The organism is Chryseobacterium sp. GW821-FHT04C04, from assembly GCF_059420365.1.
The window spans coordinates 176647-192109 of the sequence record NZ_JBWKTO010000002.1 but is presented as its reverse complement, the minus strand read 5'-3'; the positions used below and the strand labels follow the sequence as shown (position 1 = coordinate 192109).

Below are 15463 nucleotides of genomic sequence, written 5' to 3'. Positions count from 1 at the left end.
AGGAAAAAAATGGAATAAAATATTTATCATATTTATTACTTTTGTTTGTATTTTGTGGTTATTTGTAGTTTAAGTCGAAAAATAGATATCAAATTTATATTTAATTTAGAGTTTGATAGAGTGTCTGTTTTTGGTGTTTTTCACTTTTTGGTGTTTTAATAACTCTAATTTTTTGAATAAATCAGAGTTATTAATTTTTTTTTTCGACAAAATGCAGTTTTAGCTATGATTTTTTACATTTTCCATCCCCAATTCTCTCATAGAAATTTCCCGCATCTCCACCTTTCTTATTTTTCCGGAAATGGTCATTGGAAATTCATCTACGAACTTCCAGTATTTCGGGACTTTATAGTGGGCTATTCTTCCTTTGCAGTATTCCTGCAATTCCTCAACAGTGATCGTAAATCCTTTTCTCACTTTTACCCAGGCCATTACTTCTTCCCCGTACTTTTCACTCGGAACTCCAATGATCTGAACATCCAGGATGTTGGTATAGGTATATAAAAAATCTTCAATTTCTTTGGGCGAAATATTTTCTCCACCGCGGATGATGAGGTCTTTTATTCTTCCGGAAATAGTAATATAGCCATCTTCGTCCATTACGGCCATATCTCCGGTATGCATCCAGCGGGCATCATCCAGTACTTTTTTCGTATTTTCAGGATCATTCCAGTATTTCAGCATCACAGAATACCCTCTTGTGCAAAGCTCACCATGTTCCCCGCGCTTCAGGGTTCTGCCATTTTCATCAATGATTTTGATCTCAAGATGATCCTGAACGGTTCCTACAGTGCCCACCTGCTTTTCCAATGGTGTTCCTATTAAAGTCTGAGTAGATACAGGTGAAGTTTCCGTCATTCCGTAGCAAATGCTCATTTCTTTAATATTCATAAGATTCTCCACCTTTTTCATGATTTCCGGCGGACATACTGAGCCTGCCATAACTCCCGTTCTTAAGCTTGAAAAATCATACTTTTCAAAATCTTTTACTGCCAGCTCAGCAATAAACATGGTAGGTACCCCATACAAAGAGGTGCATTTTTCGTCTGAAACAGCTTTTAAGGTAATGTCGGGATCAAAACTATCGTTAGGAATAACCATACAGGCGCCATGGGCTGTACAGCACATATTTCCGATAATCATACCAAAGCAATGATAAAAAGGAACAGGAATACAGACCCGGTCTTTTTCAGTATATTTTAACCTGATACCAATGAAATATCCGTTGTTTAAAATATTGTGGTGAGAAAGAGTAACTCCTTTCGGGAAGCCTGTAGTTCCTGAAGTATATTGAATGTTAACAGGATCGTCAAACTGTACATGTTCTTCAAAGCTGTGAAGGAATTCATCTGAAATATCCTGTCCGTTATTGACAAACTCTTCCCAGTTTTCATCAAAAAATATTTCATGTTCGAGGGATGGACATACTTCTTTAGCATATTCCACCATTTCTTTGTAATTGCTTGTTTTGAAGCTTAAAGAAGAAAAAATAAAACGAATTTCAGATTGATTAAGAACATACGTCAGTTCATGGGTTCTGTAGGCCGGGTTGATATTCACTAAAATAGTTCCTATCCTCGCAGTGGCATACTGGAGAAGTACCCATTCATATCGGTTGGAAGACCATATTCCGATTCTGTCACCCGCTTTTGCTCCTAAAAGTAATAAGGCTTTTGCAACAGCTGTTGTTTGATTGTAAAATTCTTGGTAAGTAGCTCTGTAATTCTGATGAACACAGACTAATGCTTCCTGGTGGGGGTATTTTTCGACAGTCCTTTTAAGATTGGCTCCAATGGTCTGTCCTAATAATGGAACGTCTGAAGTTCCATAAACATAAGATAAGGGCATAGTTTAAGATTTGGTGGGCTAAAATTAATAATTATATCCCGAACTATGCCTATGAATATTAACTTTCCTGAGAATCTATCTCTTTAAGTTGTTTTAAATTTTTATCAAGCTTTTTAATAATAGTACCATATACAAGTCGATAATACAACCAGATCATGGATATGGCCAATAAGGTGCTCACTACTATGCCTACGATAATAATGGTAAGATTAGAGCTGGTAGGCTGTATATTCTGAGAATTCAATGTATAGAAGATGAAAGCGGACAATACAAAGGTAAATGCAATCAAGAGTACAATACTGATGAGGATAAATGCATTAACTGTTGTTTTGAACTTAATAATTCGGGTAATAAGCCCTTTGAGGTTTTCCTCAATCTTTATTCTACGATAATTCTGATAAAATTTTAGAACGAAATACGCTGTGATCAACAAGCTTAAAACTTTTATCGCCAAATAAACATGACCGAAGTTGTTTTCTACTTCAGGGGCTTCCTGTGCTCCCAGTCTTTCCAGCATTTTACGGAAACTTTCAGATTCCTCTTCCTGAAAAAAGTAAAACAGACCCAATACGGAAAAGAAGAGAAATTCTACAACGCTGATCCAGAAAATATACTTGATGTAGTTGCGTGACTTTCTATTCAACATCTGGAGAATCTCCTTGTTGTCATATTTAGGCTGAACAGCTTGTTCCTGCCAGGTTTTCTTAAAGCTATCTAAATCAAATTCAGGCATATTTTTCCATCTGTTCTTTAAGGGTTTTCTTTAATCTGTTCATTTTCACGCGTGCATTGACTTCAGTGATTCCGAGGTTTTCTGCAATATCCTTGTAAGGCAGATCGTCAAGATACATCGTGACAATAGCTCTTTCCACATTAGGGAGAGTCTTGATTACAGTATACAAAAGTGATACCTGTTGCTGTTTTTCATCATCATCTTCCACAAAATCTTTATGGTTGATGTCCAGTTCGTTGGTAGGAAGACTTTTGCTTTTTTTTCTAAAGAGGGTAATGGCTGTATTGAGCGCTACACGGTACATCCATGTGGAAATTTTGGAATTTCCTTTAAAGGAATCATAACTTCTCCAGAGTTGTAACACGATTTCCTGAAAAAGATCCTCTTCATCCTCCAGAGAATTGGTGTACAGACGCGATACTTTAATAATCAGTCCCTGATTATCCTTGATAAGCTGCGCAAATTCTTTTTCTCTGGAATCCATAGATATATAATGGCACGAAGATAATAATAAAGTGGTAATTGGTGAAAATTATAATTCAAAATCGTTAAAAGATAAAATAAAAGAAGAGGAATTAGTGAGATTCCGCTTTTTGTGTTCTTAGCTTCCTTTACCTCTTCGCCTTTTTACCACAGAATTTATGTATCTTTGCCTCCGCGAGAAAATCGGCTTGTTGATTTCCTGTTTTGCAGGAGGTAGGAAAGTCCGGACACCATAGAGCAGCAAAGCGGATAACATCCGTCACCCGTGAGGGTAGGACAAGTGCAACAGAAAGCAAGTACAGTTCGGCTGTAGTGAAACCAGGTAAACTCTTTGCGGTGCAATGGTAAGTATATCGGTTCTTTTCAGTAATGGAAATAGGGGCGGCTCGTCCTGAAAACCGAGGGGTAATCAGCTCAAGTGTTGCAGTAATGTAACACGTAGATAAATAACAGGCACTTCTTCGGAGGTACAGAATCCGGCTTATAGATTTTCTCGTGATTTTTTGACTTAAAGAAAACAGAAGCTTGAGGTTAAAATAAACTTTTTTCTTCAAACTTCCATTCTTTATTCTTTCTTTGAACTATTCGCTTTCCAATTGTTTTTTTGCTTCCAGTAATTCCTGTTGGTCTTTATCAGAAAGGGAAGGATATTTAAGATTCATTTTTTCAAGGGTATCAATGATGATCTGTATAGCAGCAACTCTTGCAAACCATTTATTGTCAGCAGGAAGTACATACCATGGGGCGCGATCCTTTGATGTTTCATTGATCGCGGTTTCGTAGGCTTGCATATATTGATCAAATAATGCTCTTTCCGGAAGATCAGCGGCGGAGAATTTCCAGTTTTTTTCCTGTTCATCAATTCTGTCCAGAAGTCTTTTTTTCTGCTCATCTTTAGAAACATTTAAAAAGATTTTTACAACAGTTGTTCCATTCTGTGAAAGGTGTTTTTCAAAATTCCGGATACTTTCATATCTGTTTTCCCAGAACTTAGCATCAAAGTCTTTTACAGAAGACCATGTTTTTTCACTTAAATTATATTCTGGATGTACTTTGCAGACCAAAACACTCTCATAATGGGAACGGTTGAAAATTCCAATCATTCCTTTCTGAGGCAATGCGAGATAATGTCTCCATAAAAAATCATGAGAATATTCTTTAGAACTTGGTGTTTTAAAGCTGGTCACATTACACCCTTGTGGATTTACCCCTCCGAAAACATGTTCTATCATACTGTCTTTTCCTGCGGCGTCCATGGCCTGTAATACGACCAGAAGAGACTGGCTTCCGTCTGCATATAATCTTTCCTGCAGCTCACGAAGCTTTTCTTTCTCCTGGATAAGCATTTGTCCCCCTTCTTCTTTAGTGAGTTTTCCTTTATATGAGGTTGATGTTTTTTTAATGGAAAATTTTCCGTTTACCTTAAAGTCATCTGAGAAATTGGTGTCCATATATTTTTAAGATTAAAAATTAAAAAAATGTAGTGATTAAATTCAATAGGGGTGGGCTTTAGCCGCCTTCAAAATATATAAATATTCATAGGCCTTTAGCCAAAACTTAATAGGTGTTTTCTACCACCTGCTACCTAATGAAACATAAATGTAATAAAAAAACCGCCTCTATTGAGACGGTTTCTTTATTTTTTGAGTAGAGATTAATTTGCAGCAGCCTTTTTAGCTAGTTTTGCAGCTTTTTTCTCAGCTTTTGCAGCTTCTTTCTGCTCAGCAGGAGTCAATACTTTTGGCTCAGGAGCGTTAGCATCTACGTTACCTTTGATGTAAATTACACTTCTGTTATTTGCAGGGTCGTTAGAGAAAACCTCAATCATTTTGTTGAAAGGACCAGGGATAGCAGTGTTGTATCCAACCTTGATCTTAGCGGATTTACCCGGCATAATAGGATCTTGGCTGAATTCAGGAGTTGTACATCCACAAGAAGGTTTTACATTTGAAAGAATCAATGGTTTGTCACCAGAATTCGTTACCGTAAAAAATCTTGTACCGTCAGCGTTAGGCTTAAGATTACCATAATCGAAAGTTGTTTTATCAAATGTAATTGTTTGTGCAGATGCTAGAGCAAATGTCCCGAATAATGCAATTCCTGCAATTAGTTTTTTCATATTCTTGAATGTTAATACGTTTGTTAGATAAATTTTGCGAAACAAAGTTAAAAATTATTTTAATTCATGCTTAAAAATTTTTTTCTTTAGACTATTTTTGCAAATTGCAAGCCAAAGAAATAGAATTTATGCAGATTTCAGAAAAGTACAATCCACAGGAAACAGAACAGAAATGGTACAGCTACTGGCTGGAAAATAAGTATTTCCACTCAGAGCCTAATGACAAGCCCCCTTATACAATAGTAATTCCACCGCCAAACGTTACAGGGATATTACACATGGGGCATATGTTGAATAATACCCTTCAAGATGTTCTGGTCCGTCGTGCAAGAATGCGCGGATTTAATGCCTGTTGGATTCCGGGAACAGACCACGCTTCAATTGCTACTGAAGCTAAAGTTGTTGCTAAATTGAAGTCTGAAGGAATCAATAAGTCAGATATTACCCGTGAAGAGTTTTTAACCCATGCCTGGGACTGGACCAATAAATATGGAGGAACAATCCTTGAGCAGCTGAAAAAGCTGGGATGTTCATGTGATTGGGACAGAACCCGTTTCACTTTGGAAGATAAACTTTCGCAGCAGGTTATCAAAAGCTTTGTAGATCTATATAATAAAGGTTTGATCTACAGAGGCTACAGAATGGTAAACTGGGATCCTGAAGCGAAAACCAATATCTCTGATGAAGAAGTAATATTTAAAGAACAAAACGGAAAATTATATTTCCTTAAATATAAAATCGAAGGATCTGAAGAATTTCTTTCGGTTGCAACGACGCGTCCGGAAACTATTTTTGGGGATACCGCCGTATGTATCAATCCTAATGATGAAAGATATGCTCACCTGAAAGGTAAGAATGTAATCGTACCGATCGTTGGCAGAGTAATCCCGATTATTGAGGATGAATATGTTGATATTGAGTTCGGAACAGGAGCTTTGAAAATTACTCCCGCACACGATATCAATGACTACGAAATCGGACAGAAACATCAGTTAAAAATGATTGATGCTCTTGATGATGACGGAAATCTTAATGAACACGGTTTACATTATGCGGGGAAAAACAGATTTGACGTAAGAAAACAAATCGCTAAAGAATTAGAAGAAAAAGATCTTTTGCTTAAAGCTGAAGATTATGTAAATAAAGTAGGAACTTCTGAAAGAACAGGTGCTGTTATTGAGCCTAAAGTTTCAGTACAGTGGTTCCTTAAAATGTCTGAAATTGCTAAACCGGCTTTGGATGTAGTAATGGATGATGAGGTTAAGTTCTATCCTGAAAAGTTTAAAAATACCTACAAGCACTGGATGGAAAACATCCGTGACTGGAATATCTCCCGTCAGCTTTGGTGGGGACAGCAAATTCCTGCGTATTACTATGGAGAAGGAGATGAAGATTTTGTAGTAGCTGAAACTAAGCAAGAAGCGTTAGAATTAGCGAAACAGAAAACAGGAAACCCTGATCTTACTGCAGAAAATCTTAGACAGGATGATGATGCATTGGATACATGGTTTTCATCATGGTTATGGCCAATGTCTGTATTTGATGGATTGCTTGATCCTGAAAATAAAGATATCAACTATTATTATCCTACATCTGACCTTGTTACCGGTCCGGATATTATTTTCTTCTGGGTAGCCAGAATGATCATGGCCGGATTGGAGTACAGAAAAGAAGTTCCGTTCAAGAATGTTTATTTTACAGGAATTGTAAGAGATAAGCAGAGAAGGAAGATGTCAAAATCTTTAGGAAACTCTCCTGACCCGATTGAACTCATGGATAAATATGGAGCAGATGGAGTTCGTGTTGGAATTCTATTGAGCTCTGCAGCAGGAAATGACCTTCTTTTTGATGAAGATTTGATGCTTCAGGGAAGAAATTTCATGACGAAGATCTGGAATGCATTCCGTTTGATCAACATGTGGAATCATGAAGATAAACCAGCGATTGCTACAGATCATCAAGCTATCGAATGGTTTGAAAACAAGCTTAATAAAACAATTGCTGAAATTAATGATCAGTTTGAGAAATTCAGAATTTCTGATGCCCTTCATTTGATCTATAAACTAATTTGGGATGATTTTTGCGGATGGTATCTTGAAGCGATTAAGCCAAACTACGGAGAAGGAATTTCTAAAGAAGTATATCATAAAACAATATATTTCTTTGAAGAATTGATGAAGCTGCTTCATCCTTTCATGCCTTTCTTAACAGAAGAGCTATGGCAGACTATTTCAGAAAGAAGTATGGATGAAGCTTTAGTGGTTGCTCAGCAGAAAGAAGCAGGGGCATTTGATGAGACAATTATTAAAAACTTTGAAACTGCAGCAGAATTGATTTCCGGAGTTAGAAATTACCGTCAGACAAAAGGAATTTCACCAAGAGAAGCTGCTGAAGTATATACCAATGCTTCTGAATTTGCCAATGAAGCAGTAATAAGAAAGCTGGCTAATGTTTCTGAAATCCATTTTGGGCAGAAAACAGATAAACCAAGTTTTACCTTCCTGGTTGGAGCAACTGAAATTTCTATTCCGTTAAGTGAAAACTTAGATCTGGGAGAAGAAAAGGCGAAAACTGAAGAAGAAGTGAAATATTTAAAAGGATTCTTAATTTCGGTAGATAAAAAGCTTTCCAATGAAAAATTTGTTGCCAATGCGAAGCCGGAAATTGTAGAAATTGAGCGTCAAAAACAAAAAGATGCTCAGGATAAGATTGCGATCCTTGAAGAGAAACTGAAAAGTTTGTAAAATATTAATACTCCTTAAAATATGGAAGACAATAGGGATATTTTAACATTAGATAGTAGAACGGTTGCTTCAAACCCTGGAAGAGTTAGAGTAATACCATTTGTATTGATAAAATACATCTATAAACCTATTTATTTGTTAATTGCTTTATTGTTTTCATTAGCTTTTGCATGGGATGTTTCATGGTTATGGGGAGGATTCGCTTTTATTATTCTTTTACTGGTAAACATGTTTTACTGGAGAAGACAAAAAGAACATTTTAAATATGGAGATTCTAACGGAGCAATAGTGATTTCTGAAAAACCTAAGATGATTGCAGTCACTACCAATCTATCCAAAGGTTTTGGAGGTAGCTTTCCTGTTATAAAGGTTTTGCCTTATAAAGGAAAAGGTAAATTCAATGATAGGGTAGGAACAGTTGCTCTTTATGAAAATTCTGAAGAAAGACCCCATTGGAATGACTTTTTTCCAGTCCCCATAGACTATGTTAATAATAATAAAGAGGAATTGAATGCTGTTTTGGAATCATATTCAGAAGAAAGCTGGGAAGTTTTGGAAAGCAGAATAAAGCAGCTAAAGCAACCCTATAGAGAAGGATTATTTAAAATATTTGATGAAACAAGCAGTTGGTAAAAAGTATAGATATTTTTATCCTTGAAGAGAAACTGAAAAGTTTGTAAAAAATAACCTAATAAATAGGTGAATACGTCAAAATATCAGGCTGGATACACGAATACAATTGTATCCAGCCTGATGGTTTAAAAGAATAAATAGAATGACACATATAGAAAACATAAAAAAACTATTCTCGAAAGATTTTGTAGAAAGTCCGCTATTAGAAAGTTTTGCAGTAGGAAAGATTTATCTTTCCAGTGGAAAGCTGGTTACCTGTGATCCATTGATCACCAATGATATGCTTGCTTTCACTACAGAATTTCCTAAAGGAGATTTTTCTGTCATGTTACATAAAGAAAGAGAAAGTAACTGTGTGGCCTATGCCGAAATTATATTCAGTAATTCTGAAATTAAAGAATGGAAACTGGCAACCACAGCAGGACAGAATATAAAAGACCTGGCAAAAGAAGAAGTTTTTGGATATCCTGTAGAAAGTGGGATGGGATGCTTCATGGACGTTGATACTCAAAATAGTCTCAATGAATTGGAACAAAAGTTATACAACAATAAAGGGGGAGATTTTATGGGAATCTATGAAGAATTCTTTCATGATTATTTCTTTGATGAAAAAGGAGCTATTGACCAGTATGCTTTTCTAAAACCTGCAAAAGAACACCCGGGAACTATATTTGCTTTTGAAACCGGATATGGAGAAGGATTTTATGCCAGTTATATAGCTTATGATAAAGATCAATCACCGGTAAAGATAATTACAGAATTTATTGAAATAAGTTAATTAAATTTAATTATTTTTGAGGTACCATTTTTGTAAAATATTAAACTTAAAAGACAATACTGAAACACAATGAACTTCTTATCAGAACAGCCCCGAATTATTGTTGTAGGCAGCTCATCTATTGACCTTGTCCTTGAAACCGAAAAACTTCCTTCACCAAACGAAACCGTTTTGGCTATTAATTCAGATAGCTATTTCGGAGGGAAAGGAGCCAATCAGGCAGTAGGTACAGCAAGATTGGGAGCAAGTGTGTACTTTATAGGATGTGTGGGGATGGATCCCCTCGGACAACAGATTATGAGAAATCTGGTGGGCGAAAATGTGAATGTAGGTTTTGTTCATGAAACAGATAAAGAATCTACAGGTACAGCTTATGTAACGACCTCCAATGGACATGCTGCTATTGTTGTAGTGCCGGCTGCGAATAAATATCTCAGTAAAGCACATATAGATGAAGCGGAAAAATATTTTCATACCACAGACCTTGTGCTTGTGCAGCTAGAGGTTTCTATGGAAGTCGTGGAACATACTGTGAAAAAAGCCAAGCAATATGGTAAGAAGATAGGATTGTATGCTTCTCCTGCAATGAGAGTCAGTGAAGAAATCTTAGATAAAGTTGATTTTATTATTGCCAAAAGCAATGAATTATATGTTATTTTCGGGGAAGAAAAAAGAGAGGATGTTCTTAAGAAATATTTCAATAAAGTTTTTGTAAGAGATGACACCAATTCAACCATTTATTTTGATGGTACAGAGATGAAGTATTACAGAAATGATAAAGATGAAACTGTTTATAAAATGGGAATGGGAGATGCATTTACTTCAGGATTTGCGATAGCCCTCTGCCACGGAAATTCTATTGAAGAATGTGTGAAATTCGGAAATGAAGTTTCATCAAGAGTTTCTGGAGGCAAAGGATCTCAGACAGGGCTGCCAAGAATCTCAGATTTCTTTTCTTAAAGCTATTTACGACATATCAAAAGTTTAAAACTTAACATAAAAATATAAGTAAAATGTCCACTTTTATAGTGGATTTTTTCTTTTTATACTATGGAAAAACTAATATTGACCACAGAAGACGATGCTCCCCTGACTGTTCATCTTTTTAAACCGGAAAAAAGCAATGGGAAACTATTGCTGATCAATTCGGCAACAGGAGTGAAACAACAGGTCTATTTTTCCTTTGCGAGCTATTTTTCTGAACAGGGATTTACAGTAATTACCTATGACTATCGGGGGATAGGACTTTCCAAACCAGAAAATATGAAAGGGTTTCATGGTTCTATGAGGCTGTGGGGCTCAAAAGATTACAAAGCGTTAACCCAATATATCAAGGCGAATTTTAAAGAGTACAGAAAATATTGCCTGGGGCATTCCGTAGGAGCATTAATTCTGGGAATGAATCAGGATTCTGAAATGTTTGAAGAATTTGTTTTTGTAGGAACGCAAAATGCTTTTGTAGGAAACCTTAAAGGAATCACAAAAATTGAAGCTTTTCTTGGCTTTGGAATTGCCCAGCCGGTAACCACTTCATTATTAGGATATTTTCCGGCACATTGGTTTGGGCTTGGAGAAAGTCTTCCAAAAAATTGCGCATATGACTGGAGAACCTTAATTTTAAACAAGAAATCAACCAACAGACTGTTGGAGAAAATTGATGACTACTCTAAAAATTTGACGCAGAAAGTATTTGTGATTCGGGCAGAAGACGATATCTGGCTCACAGAAAAAGGAGTGTTAAGCTTGCTGAATGATACCTATACTAATCTAAAACCCACCTACAGACTGGTAAACGTTTCAGAATCTGATAAAAAAGAAATCGGGCATGTCAATTTTTTTAGAAGTTACAACAACAAACTCTGGGATATTATTTTAAATGAATTGATAGATACATGAAAAGTACAATTGAGAACACAATAGCATTTGTAAAAGAAAAATTAGAAGGAGCAGAAGCAGGACATGACTGGTTCCATATTGAAAGAGTCTGGAAGCTGTCTGCCCAAATAGCAGAAACAGAGGTTTGTGATACAGAAGTGGTAGAATTGTCTGCTCTTCTTCATGATATTGCCGATCCTAAATTTCATAATGGAGACGAAACCATCGCTCCCAAAATATCCAGAGAATTCCTTGAACAGCAGAATGTTTCTGAAGAAATCATCCAGAAGGTTTTATTTGTCATTGAAAATATTTCTTTTAAAAACAGAGATCAGGCACCTGTAGATCCCCCAATAGAGCTTAAAATTGTACAGGATGCAGACCGCATTGATGCAATTGGTGCCATAGGAATTGCCAGAACATTCAACTTTGGAGGTTTTAAGAACAACCTGATGTATCATCCGGATATGAAACCCAAATTGGGAATGTCGAAAGAGGAATATAAAAAATCTAATGGAACCACTATTAATCATTTCTATGAAAAACTACTCCTTTTGAAAGATATGATGAATACCAAAAAAGGCAAAAAAATGGCCGAAGAAAGACACCGTTATATGCTGAATTTCCTCGACCAGTTTTATAAAGAATGGAATGTAGACTAGAAAATATTATATCCTATAATTAAGGAAACATATTTAAGGTCTGCAGTAGCAGCATTTCTTTTTTGATCCAGCAGATTAGTACTTGTATTGTACCTTGCTTCGATACTGTATTTATTCTTATAGTTGAAGCCTACACCAAATACAGCACTTTTAAAGCTTTGGGACGGGGATAATTGTAATTTATCAAAAACCGTCCCATCATAATCTAAATCAATGGTTTCAGATGAACTGGTTTTAATCGAAAGGATGTTAATACCAGCATTGATGAAGATTTTTGAGTCATCATTGATAAACATATAATGTCTTAAGCTTAGCGGAAGACTGAAGAATGAATAATTCTCCATATGCATATTATATAGATTATCATTTGTTTTAATAACGGACTTATTGTTGTAAAGAGAGAAGGTAGGTTCCAGAACTACTGACCATTTGTTTTTGTTGAATGGTAATACAATTTCCGCTTCTACCCCTATTCTTACGCCCATTTTAGAAGGGAATCCCTCGTTGCTGTATGTTTGCTCTATTTTCAGCGGAGAGTAGAAATTAAGCCCCGGTCTTACGCTCAGGTTAAATTTTGCCTTCTTTTTGGCTTCAGAGAATGACTGTTCATTGGAAGATGTTGCTCCTGAAAATTTACTGTTATATAAGCTGAATACTTTTTTTAAATCACTTTCAGTATATTTTGTCTTTGTGGCTAAAGCTCTAGCATTGCTGTCATCAGAAAAAATTGTTTGCAGTTGATTGATATAATCGTCATTGGTCGCAACCTGAGAACTACTTCCGTTGAAATAATATTTTTTGTAGATCAATGGCTGAATAGAAGAATCGGAATCTGAATAAAAATATCTTCCAAAATTTTGTTTCTGATAGAAATAGAGACTTTTATTCCCCTTCACAACTTCTTTTAAAAAAACTAAGCCTTTTTTTAGTTCAGGAGCTTTACTGTTAGAAAGATCATCAAGATGATCTGATGAATAATCAATATCACCATTGTAACTGATATATTTAATTTCATTATAGATGCCAAATTCTTTAATAGTGCCTGGAGTACCGGTGTTTTCAGCTGAGTTTTCATCTGTCTTATAGACGAAATTGTCAGGTGTACTTACCCATCCCTGGTTTTTGATGAGTACGTCTTTTTTTACATCATTACTGTTGATGATGTAGCCTTTTTCGAATTTTACCTGAGCGGAGATGAGTGCGATACAAAAAGAAAGGAGTACCGATAGCATTTTTTTCATGGTTAGTTAGGATTAAAAATTTGAGGCCAAATATAGATAAAATAGAGATAAGAAGTATCTTTGTAAAATATGACACTCATTATTTTTATAATATTTCTGGCATCAGTGCTTTCTTTGATCTTATTTAAGATAAAATCAGGAAGTATGGCGAAGTGGGCGAAGCTGTTTCGTATTGTAACGGTCGTTTTTTCAATCTCAGTTTTTACGTATTGGTTTATTAAGAAAAGTGCTGTGGCATTCGTGGACAATTCCGTAGGGCTGCAAGTCGTGAATAAACTTCCGCAGGCATTGGATTTTTACCTGATCAACGTAAATAAATCTGATAAAACTACAACCCTTGAACCCAAACATATTGGGAAAATACGTCCGGAATATTACAGAGTAGAATATCTGAAAATGGATAAATCCGATGAATACTGGATTGTAGGGTATCTCGGAAAGAAAAATCTTGTATATTTTTCCCAACATTCTGTACCTAACAAAAATATTGATCAGATTGTAGAAGTACAGAACTACATCAACCAAAGTATGAAGCTTTCTGATGCAGCAAAAAAACAAGTAGATGCTTACAACTATGAAAATACAAAACTAGGGATCTGGATTGCATTGGACTTCCTGCTTTTATTTCTCAATCTGGTATTGCTTCTGAGAAAAAATAAATAAAAAACGGTAATGAGATTTTTGATGCTCATTACCGTTTTTGTTTTTTAGGGGTAATCCAGAATTTGCATAACCTGCTCCTTACATTCCTCAGGACAGGATCTGATAAGTTTGTCCTTATTCTGTTTACTAATCTCTTTCGGGGTGACCCATTCAATTTTATTAGAATTTAGACTGTGATGATCATATATTCTTTTTATGGTGTGATTTTCATAAAAAATATATTCATCACTAAGCCAGTTACTGGCAATACTGATTGTACAAATTTCCTTTTCCATGATTTATGTTTTAAAGCATAATGTTTAGTGAAATACATTATACTCTAATATACGAAATTTTTCTTTATGAAAAGGAGATGTATGCTATTTAGAAAAAAAATAAAATAGAGTCTGTTTAATTTTTTTATCCTGAAATAAATTCTGTTTTTTTGAATAATTGCTATAAACTTTATATCATTTAAAAAAGGGTTCCTGTACTTTCGGTAGCCATTTGTGGAAGATGAATATCAGTTTTCCACTCTTCATTCAGTTTTTTGATAAAATAGGCAGATAATAAAGGAGATGCTTTTTCAATATTCTGATGTACAAAAAAGTAAAGATTCTGAAGACCATCTTTCTTCCATTGGGTAAGATGCTTCAACCAGTCATCCAGTCTTTCATAGTCACTTTCCGCATTCGCTCCTACGTATCGGATGAACGCATTGGGAGTTGTAAGGCGCATATGAAGCATATCTCTTCTTCCGGCAGTATCTACGATAATATTGGTGATATGATGAGCTTCAAAAAGATCACACGTTGTATTAAGGATTTCCTCATCGGTAAACCACTCTGTATTTCGGAGTTCTATAGCCAAAGGCACTTCTTTAGGCCATTCCTTTACAAATTTTTCCAGCCTGTCATAGTCCTTGGGCTTAAAATTATCATGAAGCTGAAGGAAAGCCATTCCTAGTTTTTCATCAAAATTCATAACAGCAGAGGCAAAATGAGTCACCGGATCAGTCACATCAATCAATCTTCTGAAATGAGAAACTGTATTGGTGATCTTAGGGAAAAATTTAAAATTTTCCGGAGTTTTTTCTTTCCATGTTTTTACCTGATCAGGAGTTGGCATTCCGTAGAAAGTGGCATTCAGTTCAATAGAATTAAACTGAGTAGCATAATAAGTCAACTCATCTTTGGTCCCTTTTGGGTAAAATCCTTTAAGGTCGGTTTTGTTCCATTTGGCACATCCGATAGAAATATTTTCCAGTCCTTTTTTATTAAGGGCCAGCATTTCCTTGGTTTTAGGATGGTCTTTAGGTAATGTGAAATCTATTTTTGAAGGGTCTTCTACTTGTCCGAATTTCATATCTGTAGTTTTGGTATTAAACAATAAACACAAATATAAACCAAAAATCTCAGAGCATTCTATGATTTTCAAGCAAAGTAATTGCTATGGAAAATGATTGCCTTGCCGCAAATTCGTAAAATTATATAGCTTATAAAATGGTACTTTTCATCTTCTTAAATATGCTTGAAAATCTTGAAAATAGAATGGTTTTTAATTTTTTATAGGAATTTTTTTAAGTCTATCACTACGTTTCTATTAAGTTTTTTTTAAGGAAATGTTAAACATTCTGTTACGTAATGTTAATTCTATGTTACCATACTTCATTCTTACTAGATCTAATTTTACACCAAGTTTATAG

15 protein-coding genes and 1 other RNA gene are annotated in these 15463 nt (G+C 35.4%); 8 read left to right on the top strand and 8 right to left on the bottom strand.

Features of this window, described 5'->3' with window-relative positions; genetic code table 11:
- Nucleotides 1–219: 219 nt before the first annotated feature.
- Genes AC07UM_RS06995 through AC07UM_RS06985 form a run of 3 tightly spaced genes read right to left on the bottom strand, consistent with a single transcriptional unit; the run spans nucleotide 220 to nucleotide 3065 of the window.
- Complete coding sequence (locus AC07UM_RS06995; RefSeq protein WP_494681826.1) at nucleotides 220–1848, bottom strand: AMP-binding protein; 1629 nt, start codon at nucleotides 1846–1848, stop codon at nucleotides 220–222.
- A 58-nt stretch (nucleotides 1849–1906) separates the two neighbouring features.
- Nucleotides 1907–2581: a DUF8845 family protein gene (locus AC07UM_RS06990; protein ID WP_124534445.1), complete on the bottom strand. Its 675-nt coding sequence runs from the start codon at nucleotides 2579–2581 to the stop codon at nucleotides 1907–1909.
- A complete protein-coding gene (locus AC07UM_RS06985; RefSeq protein WP_103231657.1) occupies nucleotides 2574–3065 on the bottom strand; it encodes an RNA polymerase sigma factor in 492 nt (163 codons plus the stop codon). The genes AC07UM_RS06990 and AC07UM_RS06985 overlap by 8 nt, the downstream gene beginning before the upstream one ends.
- 174 nt (nucleotides 3066–3239) lie before the next feature.
- On the opposite strand from AC07UM_RS06985, the gene rnpB reads away from it, so the two are divergent.
- Nucleotides 3240–3564: RNase P RNA component class A (rnpB, locus tag AC07UM_RS06980), an RNA gene on the top strand.
- Between the two features lie 81 nt (nucleotides 3565–3645).
- On the opposite strand, the gene AC07UM_RS06975 is transcribed toward rnpB, so the two are convergent.
- Together AC07UM_RS06975 and AC07UM_RS06970 are read right to left on the bottom strand one after the other, a co-directional pair.
- Entirely contained in the window at nucleotides 3646–4515 is an 870-nt protein-coding gene (locus AC07UM_RS06975; RefSeq protein ID WP_494681825.1) for a polyphosphate kinase 2 family protein, read from the bottom strand.
- 203 nt (nucleotides 4516–4718) lie between these two features.
- A complete protein-coding gene (locus AC07UM_RS06970) occupies nucleotides 4719–5183 on the bottom strand; it encodes a DUF1573 domain-containing protein (RefSeq protein ID WP_103231659.1) in 465 nt (154 codons plus the stop codon).
- A gap of 128 nt (nucleotides 5184–5311) precedes the next feature.
- On the opposite strand from AC07UM_RS06970, the gene AC07UM_RS06965 reads away from it, so the two are divergent.
- From AC07UM_RS06965 to AC07UM_RS06940, 6 genes are all read left to right on the top strand, one after another.
- Nucleotides 5312–7927, top strand: a complete 2616-nt coding sequence (locus tag AC07UM_RS06965; protein WP_494681824.1) for a valine--tRNA ligase — start codon at nucleotides 5312–5314, stop codon at nucleotides 7925–7927.
- A 21-nt stretch (nucleotides 7928–7948) separates the two neighbouring features.
- Nucleotides 7949–8560 (top strand): DUF3239 domain-containing protein, encoded by a 612-nt coding sequence (locus AC07UM_RS06960; protein WP_494681823.1) that lies wholly within the window; start codon nucleotides 7949–7951, stop codon nucleotides 8558–8560.
- A 142-nt stretch (nucleotides 8561–8702) separates the two neighbouring features.
- A complete protein-coding gene (locus tag AC07UM_RS06955) occupies nucleotides 8703–9338 on the top strand; it encodes a DUF4241 domain-containing protein (RefSeq protein ID WP_494681822.1) in 636 nt (211 codons plus the stop codon).
- Nucleotides 9339–9407: 69 nt separating this feature from the next.
- Nucleotides 9408–10298, top strand: coding sequence for a ribokinase (locus tag AC07UM_RS06950; RefSeq protein ID WP_494681821.1), 891 nt, complete (start codon nucleotides 9408–9410; stop codon nucleotides 10296–10298).
- 90 nt (nucleotides 10299–10388) lie between these two features.
- The gene (locus AC07UM_RS06945) at nucleotides 10389–11234 is read left to right on the top strand and encodes an alpha/beta hydrolase family protein (RefSeq protein ID WP_494681820.1); all 846 of its coding nucleotides are present in this window, start codon (nucleotides 10389–10391) and stop codon (nucleotides 11232–11234) included.
- Nucleotides 11231–11875 carry an HD domain-containing protein gene (locus tag AC07UM_RS06940; RefSeq protein WP_494681819.1) on the top strand — a complete coding sequence of 215 codons (645 nt, stop codon included), beginning with the start codon at nucleotides 11231–11233 and terminating at the stop codon, nucleotides 11873–11875. The genes AC07UM_RS06945 and AC07UM_RS06940 overlap by 4 nt, the downstream gene beginning before the upstream one ends.
- On the opposite strand, the gene AC07UM_RS06935 is transcribed toward AC07UM_RS06940, so the two are convergent.
- A complete protein-coding gene (locus tag AC07UM_RS06935) occupies nucleotides 11872–13116 on the bottom strand; it encodes a porin family protein (RefSeq protein ID WP_494681818.1) in 1245 nt (414 codons plus the stop codon). The genes AC07UM_RS06940 and AC07UM_RS06935 overlap by 4 nt on opposite strands.
- A gap of 69 nt (nucleotides 13117–13185) precedes the next feature.
- Between AC07UM_RS06935 and AC07UM_RS06930 the strand changes: the two genes are divergently transcribed.
- A complete protein-coding gene (locus AC07UM_RS06930) occupies nucleotides 13186–13779 on the top strand; it encodes a hypothetical protein (RefSeq protein WP_494681817.1) in 594 nt (197 codons plus the stop codon).
- Nucleotides 13780–13823: 44 nt separating this feature from the next.
- On the opposite strand, the gene AC07UM_RS06925 is transcribed toward AC07UM_RS06930, so the two are convergent.
- Entirely contained in the window at nucleotides 13824–14054 is a 231-nt protein-coding gene (locus AC07UM_RS06925; protein ID WP_494681816.1) for a hypothetical protein, read from the bottom strand.
- A 178-nt stretch (nucleotides 14055–14232) separates the two neighbouring features.
- Complete coding sequence (locus AC07UM_RS06920; protein ID WP_152290140.1) at nucleotides 14233–15123, bottom strand: DUF72 domain-containing protein; 891 nt, start codon at nucleotides 15121–15123, stop codon at nucleotides 14233–14235.
- Nucleotides 15124–15463 lie beyond the last annotated feature (340 nt).

Coding starts and splice junctions, on each gene's coding strand:
- AC07UM_RS06995 (WP_494681826.1), bottom strand. CDS start 1,848: ATGCCCTTATCTTATGTTTATGGAACTTCAGACGTTCCATTATTAGGA.
- AC07UM_RS06990 (WP_124534445.1), bottom strand. CDS start 2,581: ATGCCTGAATTTGATTTAGATAGCTTTAAGAAAACCTGGCAGGAACAA.
- AC07UM_RS06985 (WP_103231657.1), bottom strand. CDS start 3,065: ATGGATTCCAGAGAAAAAGAATTTGCGCAGCTTATCAAGGATAATCAG.
- AC07UM_RS06975 (WP_494681825.1), bottom strand. CDS start 4,515: ATGGACACCAATTTCTCAGATGACTTTAAGGTAAACGGAAAATTTTCC.
- AC07UM_RS06970 (WP_103231659.1), bottom strand. CDS start 5,183: ATGAAAAAACTAATTGCAGGAATTGCATTATTCGGGACATTTGCTCTA.
- AC07UM_RS06965 (WP_494681824.1), top strand. CDS start 5,312: ATGCAGATTTCAGAAAAGTACAATCCACAGGAAACAGAACAGAAATGG.
- AC07UM_RS06960 (WP_494681823.1), top strand. CDS start 7,949: ATGGAAGACAATAGGGATATTTTAACATTAGATAGTAGAACGGTTGCT.
- AC07UM_RS06955 (WP_494681822.1), top strand. CDS start 8,703: ATGACACATATAGAAAACATAAAAAAACTATTCTCGAAAGATTTTGTA.
- AC07UM_RS06950 (WP_494681821.1), top strand. CDS start 9,408: ATGAACTTCTTATCAGAACAGCCCCGAATTATTGTTGTAGGCAGCTCA.
- AC07UM_RS06945 (WP_494681820.1), top strand. CDS start 10,389: ATGGAAAAACTAATATTGACCACAGAAGACGATGCTCCCCTGACTGTT.
- AC07UM_RS06940 (WP_494681819.1), top strand. CDS start 11,231: ATGAAAAGTACAATTGAGAACACAATAGCATTTGTAAAAGAAAAATTA.
- AC07UM_RS06935 (WP_494681818.1), bottom strand. CDS start 13,116: ATGAAAAAAATGCTATCGGTACTCCTTTCTTTTTGTATCGCACTCATC.
- AC07UM_RS06930 (WP_494681817.1), top strand. CDS start 13,186: ATGACACTCATTATTTTTATAATATTTCTGGCATCAGTGCTTTCTTTG.
- AC07UM_RS06925 (WP_494681816.1), bottom strand. CDS start 14,054: ATGGAAAAGGAAATTTGTACAATCAGTATTGCCAGTAACTGGCTTAGT.
- AC07UM_RS06920 (WP_152290140.1), bottom strand. CDS start 15,123: ATGAAATTCGGACAAGTAGAAGACCCTTCAAAAATAGATTTCACATTA.